The sequence below is a fragment of the Paraburkholderia sp. D15 genome (genome assembly GCF_029910215.1).
GTDB lineage: Bacteria > Pseudomonadota > Gammaproteobacteria > Burkholderiales > Burkholderiaceae > Paraburkholderia.
Genome location: NZ_CP110395.1, coordinates 2,791,150 through 2,806,042, shown reverse-complemented (window position 1 = coordinate 2,806,042; position 14,893 = coordinate 2,791,150). Strand labels below are relative to the sequence as shown.

Annotated in this window: 13 protein-coding genes; 7 read left to right on the top strand and 6 right to left on the bottom strand. The window is 64.3% G+C overall.

Features of this window, described 5'->3' with window-relative positions; translation table 11 throughout:
• Positions 1-71: 71 nt before the first annotated feature.
• Positions 72-1,355, top strand: a complete 1,284-nt coding sequence (locus LFL96_RS12020) for a hypothetical protein (RefSeq protein ID WP_280995463.1) — start codon at positions 72-74, stop codon at positions 1,353-1,355.
• A gap of 45 nt (positions 1,356-1,400) precedes the next feature.
• On the opposite strand, the gene lplT is transcribed toward LFL96_RS12020, so the two are convergent.
• A complete protein-coding gene (gene lplT / locus LFL96_RS12015; protein ID WP_280995462.1) occupies positions 1,401-2,696 on the bottom strand; it encodes a lysophospholipid transporter LplT in 1,296 nt (431 codons plus the stop codon).
• 372 nt (positions 2,697-3,068) lie between these two features.
• Positions 3,069-3,881 (bottom strand): inositol monophosphatase family protein, encoded by an 813-nt coding sequence (locus LFL96_RS12010; RefSeq protein ID WP_280995461.1) that lies wholly within the window; start codon positions 3,879-3,881, stop codon positions 3,069-3,071.
• Between the two features lie 361 nt (positions 3,882-4,242).
• On the opposite strand from LFL96_RS12010, the gene LFL96_RS12005 reads away from it, so the two are divergent.
• Both LFL96_RS12005 and cysE read left to right on the top strand, forming a co-directional pair.
• Positions 4,243-5,142 (top strand): RNA methyltransferase, encoded by a 900-nt coding sequence (locus LFL96_RS12005; protein WP_280995460.1) that lies wholly within the window; start codon positions 4,243-4,245, stop codon positions 5,140-5,142.
• A 286-nt stretch (positions 5,143-5,428) separates the two neighbouring features.
• Positions 5,429-6,361 (top strand): serine O-acetyltransferase, encoded by a 933-nt coding sequence (cysE, locus tag LFL96_RS12000; protein ID WP_280995459.1) that lies wholly within the window; start codon positions 5,429-5,431, stop codon positions 6,359-6,361.
• 88 nt (positions 6,362-6,449) lie between these two features.
• Here the strand turns inward: cysE and LFL96_RS11995 are convergent, their stop codons facing one another.
• The 4 genes from LFL96_RS11995 to LFL96_RS11980 all read right to left on the bottom strand — a co-directional run bounded on the left by LFL96_RS11995 (position 6,450) and on the right by LFL96_RS11980 (position 9,322).
• On the bottom strand, positions 6,450-7,247 hold the full coding sequence (locus LFL96_RS11995; protein ID WP_280995458.1) for a UDP-2,3-diacylglucosamine diphosphatase: 798 nt from the start codon (positions 7,245-7,247) through the stop codon (positions 6,450-6,452).
• 68 nt (positions 7,248-7,315) lie between these two features.
• Positions 7,316-7,810: a peptidylprolyl isomerase gene (locus tag LFL96_RS11990; protein WP_280995457.1), complete on the bottom strand. Its 495-nt coding sequence runs from the start codon at positions 7,808-7,810 to the stop codon at positions 7,316-7,318.
• A gap of 92 nt (positions 7,811-7,902) precedes the next feature.
• Positions 7,903-8,484, bottom strand: a complete 582-nt coding sequence (locus LFL96_RS11985; RefSeq protein WP_280995456.1) for a peptidylprolyl isomerase — start codon at positions 8,482-8,484, stop codon at positions 7,903-7,905.
• A gap of 46 nt (positions 8,485-8,530) precedes the next feature.
• On the bottom strand, positions 8,531-9,322 hold the full coding sequence (locus LFL96_RS11980) for a tetratricopeptide repeat protein (protein ID WP_280995455.1): 792 nt from the start codon (positions 9,320-9,322) through the stop codon (positions 8,531-8,533).
• 233 nt (positions 9,323-9,555) lie between these two features.
• On the opposite strand from LFL96_RS11980, the gene cysS reads away from it, so the two are divergent.
• The 4 genes from cysS (at position 9,556) to tilS (ending at position 14,797) form a co-directional block, all read left to right on the top strand.
• Positions 9,556-10,953, top strand: a complete 1,398-nt coding sequence (cysS, locus tag LFL96_RS11975; protein WP_280995454.1) for a cysteine--tRNA ligase — start codon at positions 9,556-9,558, stop codon at positions 10,951-10,953.
• Positions 10,954-11,000: 47 nt separating this feature from the next.
• The gene (locus tag LFL96_RS11970) at positions 11,001-12,101 is read left to right on the top strand and encodes a DNA-3-methyladenine glycosylase (RefSeq protein ID WP_280995453.1); all 1,101 of its coding nucleotides are present in this window, start codon (positions 11,001-11,003) and stop codon (positions 12,099-12,101) included.
• Positions 12,102-12,289: 188 nt separating this feature from the next.
• Positions 12,290-13,261 (top strand): acetyl-CoA carboxylase carboxyltransferase subunit alpha, encoded by a 972-nt coding sequence (locus LFL96_RS11965; RefSeq protein WP_280995452.1) that lies wholly within the window; start codon positions 12,290-12,292, stop codon positions 13,259-13,261.
• A 48-nt stretch (positions 13,262-13,309) separates the two neighbouring features.
• Complete coding sequence (tilS, locus tag LFL96_RS11960) at positions 13,310-14,797, top strand: tRNA lysidine(34) synthetase TilS (protein ID WP_280995451.1); 1,488 nt, start codon at positions 13,310-13,312, stop codon at positions 14,795-14,797.
• The last annotated feature ends 96 nt before the right edge of the window (positions 14,798-14,893 follow it).

Below are 14,893 nucleotides of genomic sequence, written 5' to 3'. Positions count from 1 at the left end.
AAAAGACCGTGGGGGTAAAGATGCATATCTCGGAATGCGCCGGTGGGGTGGGTAAGGCAACGCGCGTCAGGATGCCTGTATTCGTCCTGACGTTATTTCGTGGATTCATGCTTCTGAGCGGATTGGTGACGAGCATTCCGTCGCCGGCACAGTATTCAATGAGTGAAGTAAAGTCGCCGTCATCCAAAGTGCGCCCTGTAGGGCAGGACGTGGCGGATTTATTGAAAGGCACTGCACGCTTTAACTATCAAGCCATTCCCTCTTGTCGACCAATCGATTCGGGAGGCGTCGCGCTTGACGATATATTTAAAGCGTTGCCGCTCTCGGACTATTCTGTCAAGGACGGCACCACGCTTCTGGTCAAAAACATGCCGCCCGTCGAATCGCAAGGCGGCTTGCCGATCTGTCATGGCTATAGCGCCGCGGCTATCGTGCAGCAATATCTCTGCGAGGTCGACAATTGGGATTGTCAGCATCTTTCACAAGAGAGAAAAATAGCGCCAATTGGAATGGCGACCTATTCGAAACTGAGCGATGCTAAAAAGAAGATTAACGATTTCGAAGGATATGAGGGTGTGGTCCTCGCTGGATCGGGAGCGTTGAATCTCATCAACGGCGCGGTATTCATCGGTATGACCTACAGTAACATCTGCTATCCGTACGAAAAGGTCGTAGCCGAAAATTCAAACGACACCCGTGTTCTGGATGACAAATTTGAAAAGCTCAAGAGTAGCTACAAGGACGCGCATCGCGATCCGCAATCTGCGTGCATTGACTGTCTTGCAGATGAACTCCAGCGAGATTTCGATAAGAAAGTAGCGGCTAACGACTTGAAAGCGGCCGTGGCTCAAGACACGTTCGAAAAATTCCTGTATTCGACGTTGTTGTACGGCTGCGATGAGGTCGTGGAAATTGTGCCCAAGCCCGTTGTCCACGTATTTCCGTCGGCAACGGGCGGCGCGGCGTATAAGCGGGTACGGCAAGACGAGGTCCAACCATCGCAGCGCTTGTCCAGCTATGGACCCACCATCGAGAAAATCCGGGGGGTACTCGCCACCGGAAGGCCGGTCCAGGTGGATGGCATCTGCGTCGACGGGAAGCCGAATGCCTGTAAGTCCGGACATTCGGTGGTCATCGCGGGATACCGGGAGATGTGCTCGTCGTCAGGAAAAGGTTGTCGGGAAGCACTGCTGATTCACAACAGCTGGGGAGAGGATTGGCAGGAAAAACACGATGGCGGATGGGTCGATGCGTACACGCTGCTGGAGACGACCGGTTACGCGTCGGGCACGCTCAGCTGGTTGACCGATCCTTTACCCACGTCCGGCTGGGATCGTGTCAAGTTTGAAAATTGATCTGGCGACGCGATGAGTCGGTGGGTGAGACTCCCACCGCTTCACTCACTCCACCATCGCCCGCATATCCACCTTCCGCTCGTTCACCGCGCTGCGCCGTTTCGCGAGCCACATCATGAACGTGATGAATGTGCCGAACACGACGATGATCCACTGCGCGGGCAACTTCGCCGTCAACAGCAATGCATACGCCCCGAGCATCAGCAACACCGCCAGATTCTGATTGAAGTTCTGCACGGCGATCGAATGCCCGGCCGACAGCAGGGTCGCGCCGCGATGCTGAAGAATCGCGTTCATCGGCACGATGAAAAAGCCCGACAGCGCGCCGAGCAGAATCATCAACGGATACGCCAGCAGAATATAAAACGGCAGCACGTACGTACCAAACCGCAGTCCCGCGCCCGCCGGAAACAGATCCTTGTTGTAGAACGCCATCGCGATCGCCACCGCGCCGGTAAGAATGCCGATCGGCAATACGCGCAGCGATTTACGCAACGGAATCAGCGCGGCCGCGCCCGCGGCGCCGACCGCGATGCCGAGCCCCGTGACGCCTTGCATGACCGCCGCCTTCGATAGCGACAGCCCCAGGTTCACGTTCGCCCATTTGAGCACCAGCAGTTGCAGCGTCACCGCGCCGCCCCACATCAGCGTGGTGACCCACAGCGCGATCTGCGCGAGCTTGTCGGCCCACAGCACGTTGAAGCAATGATAGAAATCGCCGACCAGTTTCTTCGGCTCGACCAGCCGGTTCGGATAACGCGCGCCGGTGTCCGGAATGAAGATGTTGATCGCGGCGGCGATCGCGTAGGTCACCATGGTCGCGAACATCGCGAGATCGGCCGACGAGCGGATCAACGGCAGATGCGCGTGCGCGACGAACCTGTCCGCGAAGGTGCTGATCAGCGCGCCGCCCACCATCGTGCCGACGATCGTCGACAGCACGGTCGCCGATTCGAGCCACGCGTTCGCCTTCACGAGTTTTTCCGCGGGCAGCAGCTCGGTGAGAATCCCGTACTTGGCCGGCGAATACGCCGCCGCACCGAAGCCGACCACGCCGTAGGCAATCATCGGATGAACGCCCGCGATCATCATCAGGCAGCCGCTTGCCTTCAGCGCGTTGGAGATGAACATCACGTGCCGCTTCTGCATGGCATCGGCGAACGCGCCGACGAACGGCGCGAGCAACACGTATGAAACGGTGAAGAAAATCTGCAGCAGCGGCGTGACCCAGGCGGCCGAGCGGATCACCGAGAGCAGCGCGATGGCGGCGATCAGCAGGGCATTGTCCGCGAGCGACGAAATGAACTGCGCCGCGATAATTGTGTAGAAGCCTTTTTTCATGAAGCGGATCGGAAGCGGTGCGCGATACGGACGCACGGCGGGGCGCGGCTGGCGACGCTCGATATCGGCGCGATTCGATGATGCTGACTGGCGCGATAGTCGACATGGCCTGCGCGCGGATGCCGCGCGACCTGCGCAAAAAACGCGACCGGCTGTCGAGCATGCCGGCGCGGCCTCCCGCTTTGTAGCACGAACGCCTGCCCAATGCAGGCGCGGCAAACGAAAAAGCGGCCGGAGCCGCTTTTTTGGGGGAATGTCGACGCGTGATCGCGCGTTCGTCAAGTTGCTCGCGCCGAGGCGGCGCGGCGTAGGGTGGGATAGGGCAGCGTGCGTCGCGGCATCTGTCCGCCCGACGCCGCCACTCGAATCCGCTTAGTTCGCCGAGTCGGCCTGCTGACGCGTGCGGCTATAGCGCGACAGGATCGGCACCATCTGCGCATAGATCTTCGGATTGCCCGCGACGATTTCCCCGATATGCAGGAAGTCCGAATCGCCCGTGTAGTTGCCGACGAGGCCGCCGGCTTCCGTGATCAGCAGGCTGCCCGCGGCGACATCCCACGGATTCAGACCCTGCTCGAAGAAGCCGTCCATGCGGCCGGCGGCGACATTGGCCAGATCGAGCGCGGCGGCGCCCGGACGGCGCAGGCCCGCGCAAGCTTCGGTCATTTCGGCGAACTGGCGGCCGTACGCGGCGAGGCCGTCCGTTTCGCGGAACGGGAAGCCGGTGCCGATCAGGCCGTCGGCCAGACGGTCACGCTTGGCGACGCGAATGCGGCGGTCGTTCAGGTACGCGCCGCGGCCGCGCGAGGCGGTGAACAGGTCGTTGCGGGTCGGATCGTAGACCACGGCCTGCGTGACGATGCCCTTGTGCGCGAGCGCGATCGACACGCAGTAGTACGGAAAACCGTGAATGAAGTTGGTGGTGCCGTCGAGCGGATCGATGATCCACTGGTATTCGGACTCGTTGTCCGACTTGCCGGATTCCTCGGCGAGGATCGCGTGATCGGGGTAGGCGGTCTTGAGCGTGTCGATGATCGCCGCTTCAGACGCTTTGTCGACCTCCGTGACGAAATCGTTGTGCTGTTTCTTGCTGACCTGGATCAGATCGAGGTCGAGCGACGCGCGGTTGATGATCTGGGCTGCACGGCGCGCGGCCTTCACAGCGATATTGAGCATGGGATGCATGAGACTGGATCCTTGTGCCGGGGCAGCACGGCTGCTGACCGGAAATAAGCGCTAAACCTGCGCTGACAGGGCGCCACTGAGGCGCGAAAACAGCACGGAACGCTGCCCGGCACAAAACCGGTGCGCATTCCGCCGACGGAGACGAATTGAATAAGAACGAGGCGCCAGACCTGCCGCGCACATGGGCCCGGACATATTGCCGTGGACCTGATGCAAGCGAAAACCTGATGCGAATCGCGCTATTTTACCTGAGTCCGGACGGTCGGGCACGGATTGCGCCACTCGCCGCGGATCGCGCGAAAAACGGACCGGCGGCAAGCGAGGCGCTACCATACGCGTTTTTAGCCAGCCGAATTTCACCGTGGACCACACCCATCATTCCTCCGACCCCGCCGTGGCCGAGCTGCGCGGCGGTTTCACCTCGACGCGCTTCGTGCTCGTCGAGCCGAGTCATCCGGGCAACGTCGGCGCGGCGGCACGCGCGCTGAAGACGATGGGCTTTTCGCGTCTCGTGCTGGTGTCGCCGCGCGTGCCGCAGGTGCAGAACGATCCGGAAGCGATCGCGATGGCGAGCGGCGCCGACGACGTGCTCGCCTCCGCGCACGTCGTGCCGACCCTCGCCGACGCGTTGAGCGGCGTGCACTGGTCGGTCGCGCTGACCGCGCGGCTGCGCGAATACGGGCCGCCGCAGGGCACGCCGCGCGCGGCGGCCGCGATCGCGCGCGAACACGCGGCGCACGGCGAGATCGCGCTGGTGTTCGGCAACGAGCGCACGGGCCTGTCGAACGAAGACGTCGAGCGGTGCAGCGCGCTCGTGCATATCCCGGCGAATCCCGCGTATAGCTCGTTGAATCTCGCGCAGGCCGTGCAGGTGCTGGCGTATGAGTTGCGCACGTCGTATCTGTCGACGGAGGTCGCCGCGGCCTCGAATGCGTTGCAGGCGGCCGCTCAGGCGAGCGCGGTGCACGGCGCTGCAGGCGATGTGTCCGGCGAAGGCGCAGCGGGTGGTGCAGGGGGGGCGGGTGCCACGTCTACGGTCCGCGCCGCGAGCGACGAAATCGAAAGCATGTTCACGCATCTGGAAAGCGCGCTCGTCGCGCTCGATTTCCTCGACCCGGCCAATCCGAAGAAGCTGATGTCGCGCCTGCGACGTCTGTTCGCGCGCTCGGGACTGGAGCGCGAGGAGGTCAACATCGTGCGCGGCATCGCCAAGCATATCCTGCTGAAAACCCAGCGCCGCGACGGCGACGCTTCGAAGTAAGGCTTCGAAGTAAGGCTTCGAAATAAGGCTTCGAAATAAGGCTTCGAAAGAAAGCTTCGAAGCAACGCCGCCGCCCGTTCGCCCTTCTTTCCTCTTTCCGACGACTCCTCCATTCGACGACCTTGCCGGCAGCGTGGGCTTCCGGCAGGGTTCGCGCAATCGCCCTACAATCGCTCGAAACGTCATATGCAAAGCTGCGCGACTGCTATGCGCGGCACATGCCGTCGGTCGGATGCCGCGCGTAGCGGGCCGGCCGGCGTTCCTTCTCCCACGACACCGTCCTGCCATGTTCACGAGACTTCGCGAAGACATTGCCACGATCCGCGAGCGCGATCCCGCCGCCCGCAGCGCCTGGGAAGTCGTCACGTGTTACCCGGGTCTGCATGCGCTCGTGCTGCACCGGTTCGCGCACGCCTGCTGGCGGGCAGGGCGTCGCTGGCTCGCGCGCTTCGTATCGCAGCTCGCGCGCTTTCTGACCGGCATCGAAATTCATCCGGGCGCGACGGTGGGGCGGCGCGTGTTCATCGATCACGGGATGGGCGTGGTGATCGGCGAAACCGCCGAGATCGGCGACGACTGCACGATCTATCAAGGCGTGACGCTTGGCGGCACGTCGCTCACGCGCGGCGCGAAACGGCATCCGACGCTGGAGCGCGGCGTGATCGTCGGTGCGGGCGCGAAAGTGCTGGGCGGCTTCACGATCGGCGCCGACGCGAAGATCGGCTCGAACGCGGTGGTGACGAAGCCGGTGCCCGCGCGAGGGACGGCGGTAGGCAACCCGGCGCGCATCATCGTGCCGGCGGCTGCGGCGGTGAATGCTTCTGATATGTCGATGGCTCCGGCGGGCGGCGGCGCGGCGATGGCGAGTGCCGCGGCGGCGAGTGCCTCGCACGGCCAGGCGGCCAACGGCGCATCGCACGACGGCGCGCCGCACGACGCCAAACGCGCGAATGCGGCGAATGCCATCAACGCGACCAGCACCTTCTGCGCGTACGGCATCACGCCGAACGCGGACGATCCGGTGTCGCTGGCCATTCACGGGTTGATCGATCACGCGGCCACGCAGTCGAAGCGCATCGACGAAATTGTCGACGCGTTAGAGCGTCTCGGCACGAGTCTCGAAGGGCTGCAAGGCGCGGATTCGGCCTTGCTCGATCTGCGGCGCCTGTCGGCCGCGATTGCGGGGAAGGTGGAAGGGACGACGCTCGCGGAGCGTTAAGCCGCGCCGCTATCTGGTCTACGTTCCGTCAGATTTCGATCGGGCGTCCATCGGCTTTCTTGTTCGACCATCGCCCTTCGGCCCGCCGTCAATCGAGCGGCAGCGCCCGAATCCCCTCTGCATCGATACGCAGATACCCGCCACGGCGCTCGCCGTGGTCCAGATCCCAATCGGGCAACACCCAGCGCGTCCCGGCCGGCTCGCGATGCCGCGCCGGCCGATGCGTGTGGCCATGAATCAGCGTCGCGGTCTTCGACGTTCTGAACAGCGACGCCACCGCCTTCGACGTCACGTCATACTTCGGCGAAACGGGCCGCGTGCGGCCTTGCTCGCTCTTCGAGCGCATGTTTTCCGCGAGCGCCTGGCGCCAGCGAAACGGCCACGCCAGAAACAGCAACTGCGCAAAGCGGCTGCGCGCGAAACGGCGAAACGCCTGATACCCCGGGTCCGCGGTGCACAGTCCGTCGCCATGCGCGAGCACGACGCGCGTGCCGAACGCGGTGATCACGAACGGATCGGGCAGCCAGATCGCGCCGGCCGCTTTCATGAAGCGCTTGCCCAGCAGAAAGTCGCGATTGCCGTGCATGATGTAGAGCGCGATGCCACGCTCCGACAACGTGTGCAGCAACGCCGCCATGCGCGCGGCGAACGGCTCGACGAGCATGTCGTCGCCGATCCAGTACTCGAACAGGTCGCCGAGAATGAAAACCGAATCCGCCTGCTCGGCGGTGACGCGGATGAAATGCTCGAACGCGGCGACCGTGTGCGGAATCGCCTCGCTCAAGTGAATGTCGGAGAGGAAAAAAAACGGGCGTGCGGCGTGCGGGCGTTTGCCCTCGCCAGGCACGCCCGCGGCGACGCTTCGCAGCGGCGTTTCTTGCAGCATCGAAGGTGCCTGTATCAGTTCGAACGGGTCGACGCGTGGTTGACGCGCGCGATGCGCGCGTCCAACGCTCAGTCGACGATCACAGCCTTTTCGATCACGACGTCGTCGGCCGGCACGTCCTGATGGAAGCCCTTCGAGCCGGTCTTGACCTTCTTGATCTTCTCGACCACGTCCATGCCGTCGACGACCTTGCCGAACACCGCGTAGCCCCAGCCTTGCGGCGTCGGCGACGAGTGGTTCAGGAAGTCGTTGTCGTTCACGTTGATGAAGAATTGCGCGGTCGCCGAATGCGGGTCGTTGGTGCGCGCCATCGCGATCGAGCCGTTGACGTTCTTCAGGCCGTTGTTCGCTTCGTTGTCGATCGCTTCAGCCGTCGGCTTCTGCTTCATGCCCGGTTCGAAACCGCCGCCCTGGATCATGAAGCCGTCGATCACGCGGTGGAACACCGTGTTGTCGTAGTGGCCGGCCTTCACATAGTTGAGGAAGTTCTCGACCGACTTCGGCGCCTTGTCGGCGTCCAGTTCGAGTTTGATGACGCCGTGGTTCGTATGCAGTTCAACCATGATGGAATCCTTTGATGAACGGGGTTGGGTAAAAGACGCGGCCCGCCGTCGTTCGCAAGCGACGACGGCGGGCCGCGCCGGGGGCATTGATTTTACTTGCCGACCACCGTGGCCGACTCGATCACGACGGCCTTGACCGGCACGTCGCTCATCGGACCGCGCGTGGTGGTGGGTGCGCCCTCGATCTTCTTCACGACGTCCATGCCGCTCGTGACCTTGCCGAACACCGCGTAGCCGTTGCCGTCCGGGTTCGGATAATCGAGGCCGGCGTTGTCGACCGTGTTGATGAAGAATTGCGCGGTGGCCGAATTCGGATCGCTGGTGCGCGCCATCGCGAGCGTGCCGGTGGCGTTCTTCAGACCGTTACGGCTTTCGAGCGGAATCGGCGCGCGCGTCGGCTTCTCGGCGAAGCTCTGCGTGTAGCCGCCGCCCTGAATCATGAAGCCGCGAATCACGCGATGGAAAATCGTGCCGCTGTACTGGCCGGACTTCACGTAGTCGAGGAAGTTGGCGACCGTCTTCGGCGCTTTCTCGGGATACAGCTCGACGCGGATGTCGCCTTCCGACGTCTTGAAGAGGACGGACGGATGCGCGGCTTGCGAACCGGACTGGGCAAAGGCGGGTGCGTTTGCGATCAGGGCGGCGCTGCCGAGCGCCAACATCAACCATTTCATGAAGATCCTCTGGGTGGGAAAAAACGGGAAGCCGGCGAGGCGGGCGTTACTTCGACGGCGCCATGTACGGCGGCATGGCGAGCGAGCCGGTCGAGCCGCCGAACTGGAAGCTGGGCGACTCCGTCATGTTCGACATCGCGTGGGCCGTATAGTCGTCCGCCGCGGGCGCGCTCTGTCTGGCGACCGGCGCTTTGGCCGGTTGCGGCGCGACGATCTTCTGGATGTCCGCGAGGCGCTGCGTGGTGGTGGCGCTCACCTTGCCCAGGCTCTGCGCGCGCTTGTACGACTCGTTGGCCATGCGCAGATAAAGATCGCCGAGGTTCTCGTACGCCAGACCGTAACCCGGATTCACCCGGGTCGCGGTTTCGAGCGCGGCGCGCGCTTCCACATAACGGCCTTGCTTCGCGTACAGCGCGGCGAGGTTGTTATACGGCTCGGGCAACTCGGGATACAACTGCGTGAGTTCGGTGAAGGCGGCGATGGCGTCGTCGTCGCGATTCAGGTGCGCGAGCACCGTGGCGCGCTTGAATTTGGCCTGCGCGTCGCGCGGGTTCGCCGCGATGCGTGTGTCCAGTTGCGTGAGCGCGCCCTGCCAGTTTTTCTGCGCGATCGAGGTGTCGATTTCAGGTGTGTCGTCGCGCACCGCGGGGCCTGTCGGCATGGTTGCCGCCTTCTGCGCGAAGGCCGCTGCGCCGGGCATGAGCGCGAGCGCCGCAACGAAGGTGACGCGCAAGGCGAGGGCTCGCGTGGTGTCTCGGGACACGCCGTGCGCGAGGCCGCCGAGGGCCGTCGCGGCGAGGGTCGCAGCGCTGCGCGCGCGGCCGCTGGAAGGTTTCATAGGCTCAGGTCTGGGTGTTATACTCCGAGCCATTCTAACAAAAGGTCTGCGCGTTCCGTCGAACCGCCGACTGTCTTTTCGCCACTCGTGGTCGTCTCCGCTTTGATCGCAGTCTGACCGCCGCACCAGGTGCACCGGTTTTGCTGTACGCGACGCGCCCGCCGTCTGTTTCGCGGGAGCGCGGCGCGCATGAAACACATTGCGGATTTCTTTCGGCCCACGCACCGTTCTCTATGGAATCACTGCGCATCTACAACACGCTCGCGCGTGACAAGCAAAACTTCGTGCCGCTGCAGCCCGGCGTCGTGCGGATGTACGTCTGCGGGATGACCGTATACGACTATTGTCACGTCGGCCATGCGCGGGTGATGGTCGTGTTCGACATCGTGCAGCGCTGGCTGCGCACGCTCGGCTACGACGTGACCTACGTGCGCAACATCACCGACATCGACGACAAGATCATCCGTCGCGCGGTCGAGAACGGCGAGTCGATCAAGGCGCTGACCGATCGCTTCATCGCGGCATTGCACGAAGACGCGGACGCGCTCGGTATCGCGCGTCCCGACCTCGAGCCGCGCGCCACCGACTTCATTCCGCAGATGCTCGGCATGATCGAGAAGCTCGAGGCGAACGGTTACGCGTATCAGGCGAGCGACGGCGACGTGAATTACGCGGTGCGCAAGTTCGCGGGCTACGGCAAGCTGTCGGGCAAGTCGCTCGAAGATCTGCGCGCGGGCGAACGCGTCGCGGCGAACGACGCGAAGCAGGATCCGCTCGACTTCGTGCTGTGGAAGAAAGCGAAACCGGAAGAGCCGGCCGACACCGGCTGGGACTCGAAATTCGGCCGCGGCCGTCCGGGTTGGCATATCGAATGCTCGGCCATGGGCTGCACATTGCTCGGCGAACAGTTCGACATTCACGGCGGCGGTCAGGACCTGCAGTTTCCGCACCACGAAAACGAAATCGCGCAAAGTGAAGGCGCGACCGGACAAACGTTCGTGAATTACTGGATGCACAACGGCTACGTGCAGATCGACAATGAGAAGATGTCGAAGTCGTTGAACAACTTCTTTACGATTCGTGAAGTGTTGGCGCAGTACGACGCGGAAGTCGTGCGCTTCTTCATCGCGCGCGCGCACTACCGTTCGCCGTTGAACTACAGCGACGTGCATATCGACGACGCGCGCAACGCGCTGTCGCGTTTGTACACCGCGTTGAAGGACGTGACCCCGGACAGCGCCGCGCTCGACTGGAACGAGGCGCACGCGCAGCGCTTCCAGGCCGCGATGAACGACGACTTCAACACGCCGGTGGCGGTGTCGGTCCTGTTCGAGCTGGCCACCGAAGTAAACCGCACGCGCGATCCCGCGCTGGCCCGTCAGTTGCGCTCGCTGGGTGCAGTGCTCGGGTTGCTCGGCCGTGAGCCGCGTGCATACCTGCAGCAGGCCGCGGGCGCCGCCGCCGAAGGCGCGCTCGAGCCCGCCGCGATCGAAGCGAAGATCGCCGCGCGCGTGGCCGCCAAGCAGGCGAAGGACTATGCGGCAGCAGACCGGATCCGGGCCGAATTGCTCGAAGCCGGCGTTGCACTCGAAGACAAACCCGGCGGGTTGACCGAGTGGCGGCGCGTGTGAGCGCGCCTCGTACTTCCCTCTGATCGACTCGCCAGGCAGGAGGCAGGATGGCAACGGCCACGAAGACGCCGGCTAAACGAGCCACGTCTCAAACAAGCGCGGCAGCCGCGGCAAAGTCGACTCGAACGTCGGCTCGCGCGGGTGGCGCGGTGAAGAAAGCAGCGTCGAAAGCGGGTGGGGCGGCTAAGCGCGCGGCAACGACGGGTGTCGCAGTGGGCGCATCCGCGGCGGCGGGTGTGTCGAAGAAGCCGGCCGCGAAGCGCGTGCTGAATGGCGCGACCAAGCCCGCGCCCGCCGCGAAGCGGACCAGGGCGTCGCGCGCGAAAAGCAACGGCGCGTTGCCGGCGGAACTCGCGGGCAACGTGCAGGAGCTCGCACGCGTCACGCAGGACGGTCACGAAGGCGAAGTCGTGCGCAAGACGCGCGCGTCGTCGAGCGCGGGCGGTGAAGGGTCCGGTGCGGCGAGCGGCGCGAACGCGAGCGAAGTCGCGGTGCCGGTGCAGATCGGCGGTCTCACGCCGGAAGTCACGCGCCCCGACTATTGGGACAAGGCGTGCGCCGACCTCGTCAAGCGCGACCGCATCCTGAAGAAGCTGATTCCGAAATTCGGTCCCGTGCACCTGCTCAGCCGTGGCGATCCGTTCGTCACGCTCGCGCGTTCGGTAGTGGGGCAACAGATTTCGGTCGCGTCCGCGCAGGCGGTGTGGGCGAAGGTCGAGGCCGCGTGTCCGAAGCTCGTGCCGCAGCAGTTCATCAAGCTCGGTCAGGAGAAGCTGACCGCGTGCGGCCTGTCCAAGCGCAAGGCGGAGTACGTGCTCGATCTCGCGCAGCACTTCGTGTCGGGCGCGCTGCACGTCGGCAAGTGGACGTCGATGGAAGACGAGGCGGTGATCGCGGAACTCACGCAGATTCGCGGCATTGGCCGCTGGACCGCGGAGATGTTCCTGATCTTCAACCTGTCGCGCCCCGACGTCCTGCCGCTCGACGACTTGGGTCTGATCCGCGCGATCAGCGTCAACTATTTCAGCGGCGAACCGGTCACGCGCAGCGAAGCGCGCGAGGTCGCGGCGAACTGGGAACCGTGGCGTACCGTCGCAACCTGGTATATGTGGCGTAGTCTCGACCCGCAGTCGGTCGATATCGAATAACCCGCGTAGGGATCGATTCAGCGGTCGAAGGCAGCGGCGGGCCACGAGCCTGGTGCTGTCGGCAAACAAGAAAAAGCGGCCCGTCTCAAAAACTATCGCATCGTGAATATTGATAGTTGAGAGGGGGTTTTGACGGCGGCGCGCCCGGTTAGAATACGCGCTGCCGGTAAGTCCAAGGATTACAACCAATGAAGACCACGTTTCTGGATTTCGAACAGCCGATCGCTGAACTCGAAGCGAAGATCGAAGAATTGCGCTTCGTGCAGGACGATTCGGCCGTCGATATTTCGGAAGAGATCGAGCGGCTGTCCAAGAAGAGCCAACAGCTCACCAAAGATCTTTATGCGAACCTCACGCCGTGGCAGGTTTCGCAAATTGCCCGTCATCCGCAGCGCCCGTACACGTTCGACTACGTGAGCGAGCTGTTCACGGATTTCCATGAACTGCACGGCGACCGCAACTATGCGGACGACCTGTCGATCGTCGGCGGCCTCGCGCGTTTCAACGGCCAGGCCTGCATGGTGATCGGCCATCAGAAGGGCCGCGACACGAAGGAGCGCGCGCTGCGCAACTTCGGCATGCCGCGTCCGGAAGGCTATCGCAAGGCCGAACGGCTGATGCGTCTGGCCGAGAAGTTCAGCCTGCCCATTTTCACGTTCATCGACACGCCGGGCGCGTATCCGGGCATCGGCGCGGAAGAGCGCGGCCAGTCCGAAGCGATCGGCCGCAATCTGTACGTGATGGCCGAACTGAAGACGCCGCTGATCGCCACGATCATCGGCGAGGGCGGCTCGGGCGGCGCGCTGGCCATCGCGGTCGGCGACAGCGTGTTGATGCTGCAATTCTCGACCTATTCGGTGATCTCGCCGGAAGGCTGCGCGTCGATTCTGTGGAAGAGCGCGGCGAAGGCGCCGGAAGCCGCGGAAGCGCTGGGTCTGACCGCGCATCGTCTGAAGGCACTGGGTCTGATCGACAAGATCGTCAACGAGCCGCTGGGCGGCGCGCATCGCGATCCGAAGGGCATGGCCGCCATGCTGCGCCGTGCGCTCGCCGATTCGCTGCGCCAGTTCCAGGGCATGAGCATCAACGACCTGCGCGAACGCCGTCACGAACGCCTGATGGCGTACGGCAAGTTCAAGGAAACGACGCCGGGTGCGTAAGCCCCCGCGCGTTTTCTTTCGTCCGGCCGCGCAGCGCGCGCTAGCGACGTGACTACCACCGAAGACTCATCCGCCGACCGCCTCGTTCTCGAGGCGGTCGGCGTTTCGCTTTCTGGCCCGCGCGTTTCTTCGAGCGACGCGGCGAAGGACGACGCGCAAATCGACGCGCGGATCGCGGTGGCATTCAGCGGCGGCGTGGATTCGTGCGTGCTGCTCGATGCCGCGGTGCGCGTCGCGGGTGCATCGCGGGTGATCGCGCTGCATGTGCATCACGGCTTGAGCGTCAATGCCGATGCATGGCTCGCGCACTGCGAGGCATTCGCCCGCGAGCGCGGCGTCGCGTTCGACGCGCGGCGCGTCGAGGTATCGCGCGAAGCGGGCGCGAGTATCGAGGCCAACGCACGCGACGCGCGTTACCGCGCGCTCGACGCGATGTGCGAAGCGCACGGCGTACGCACGATGTGGCTCGCGCAGCACGCGGACGATCAGGCCGAGACGGTGCTGCTGCAATTGCTGCGCGGCGCGGGCCTGGCGGGTCTCGCGGCGATGGCGCCGGCGTACTCGCCGGCCGGCGCGATGGCGGTTCGGGTGCGCCCGTTGCTGCATTTGCTGCGCGCGCAACTCGAACAGTATGCGAACGCGCGCGGCTTGCACTGGATCGACGACGAGTCGAACGCGGATACGCGCTATGCACGCAACGCGTTGCGTCACGAGGTGACGCCCGCGTTGGCCGTGCACTTTCCAGGCTTTCGCGATGCGCTCGCGCGCACGGCCGCGCATGCGGCTTCCGCGCAGCGTCTGCTCGACGAACTCGCGCAACTCGACCTGAACGCGATGGCCCGCGACGAGGGGCGCGCGCTCTCGCACGACGCGCTGCTCGCCCTCGACGACGACCGCGCGCTCAACCTGCTGCGTTACTGGATGCGTGGACTGGGCCTCGTCGCGGCATCGAGCGCGCGGCTTAACGACGCACTGCGGCAGTTGCGCGAAGTGGGCGCGGCGCACGAGGGGCATCGTTTGCGGATCGATCATGCGGGGCAGGCGTTGCGCAGTTATCGCGGGCTTGTCTATTGGGAGGCGGGCGACAGCCGCGATCCCGCCGACGAAACGGCGCTCGTCGCACGCGAGGCCGGCGAGTTGAGGTGGCAGGGCGAACCGGTGTGGCGCCTGCCGCAATGGCGCGGCAGCTTCGTGTTCGCGATGGTGGAAGGCGGCGCCAATGCCGCGGATCGCGGCGGCCTCGACACGATCCCGCTCACCGTTCTCAAGCGCGCACGGCTGGCTGTCCGTTCGCGTAGCGGCGGCGAGCGCATGCGCGTGAATCCTTCGCACGACGCGCCGGGCCGCACGCTGAAAAATCTCTTCCAGGAGCGCGGCATTCCCGCGTGGAAACGCGACGTGCCACTGCTGTATGTCGGCGACGAGCTGCTGTTCGTGCCCCTGCTCGGCGTGAATCGCGCGGCGCTGCCGGAAACCGTGGATGCCGCCGAAGCGCGCATCAGGATCGACTGGCGCGAGGATCTGACGATCGCCTGACCGTCCGGTCGGACAGACGGTGAAGCATCGGCGAATCGTATCGACGGAATCGCGCCGGCATGTGCAAATCGTGCGTATAACCGCGCGGCGCGGCCG

Excerpts from the sequence above, each read along its gene's own strand:
- LFL96_RS12010 (WP_280995461.1), bottom strand. The coding sequence starts at position 3,881 with ATGCATCCCATGCTCAATATCGCTGTGAAGGCCGCGCGCCGTGCAGCC.
- LFL96_RS11970 (WP_280995453.1), top strand. The coding sequence starts at position 11,001 with ATGGCAACGGCCACGAAGACGCCGGCTAAACGAGCCACGTCTCAAACA.
- LFL96_RS11995 (WP_280995458.1), bottom strand. The coding sequence starts at position 7,247 with ATGCTGCAAGAAACGCCGCTGCGAAGCGTCGCCGCGGGCGTGCCTGGC.
- LFL96_RS11985 (WP_280995456.1), bottom strand. The coding sequence starts at position 8,484 with ATGAAATGGTTGATGTTGGCGCTCGGCAGCGCCGCCCTGATCGCAAAC.
- LFL96_RS11980 (WP_280995455.1), bottom strand. The coding sequence starts at position 9,322 with ATGAAACCTTCCAGCGGCCGCGCGCGCAGCGCTGCGACCCTCGCCGCG.
- LFL96_RS11990 (WP_280995457.1), bottom strand. The coding sequence starts at position 7,810 with ATGGTTGAACTGCATACGAACCACGGCGTCATCAAACTCGAACTGGAC.
- cysS (WP_280995454.1), top strand. The coding sequence starts at position 9,556 with ATGGAATCACTGCGCATCTACAACACGCTCGCGCGTGACAAGCAAAAC.
- LFL96_RS11965 (WP_280995452.1), top strand. The coding sequence starts at position 12,290 with ATGAAGACCACGTTTCTGGATTTCGAACAGCCGATCGCTGAACTCGAA.
- lplT (WP_280995462.1), bottom strand. The coding sequence starts at position 2,696 with ATGAAAAAAGGCTTCTACACAATTATCGCGGCGCAGTTCATTTCGTCG.
- LFL96_RS12020 (WP_280995463.1), top strand. The coding sequence starts at position 72 with ATGCCTGTATTCGTCCTGACGTTATTTCGTGGATTCATGCTTCTGAGC.
- cysE (WP_280995459.1), top strand. The coding sequence starts at position 5,429 with ATGTTCACGAGACTTCGCGAAGACATTGCCACGATCCGCGAGCGCGAT.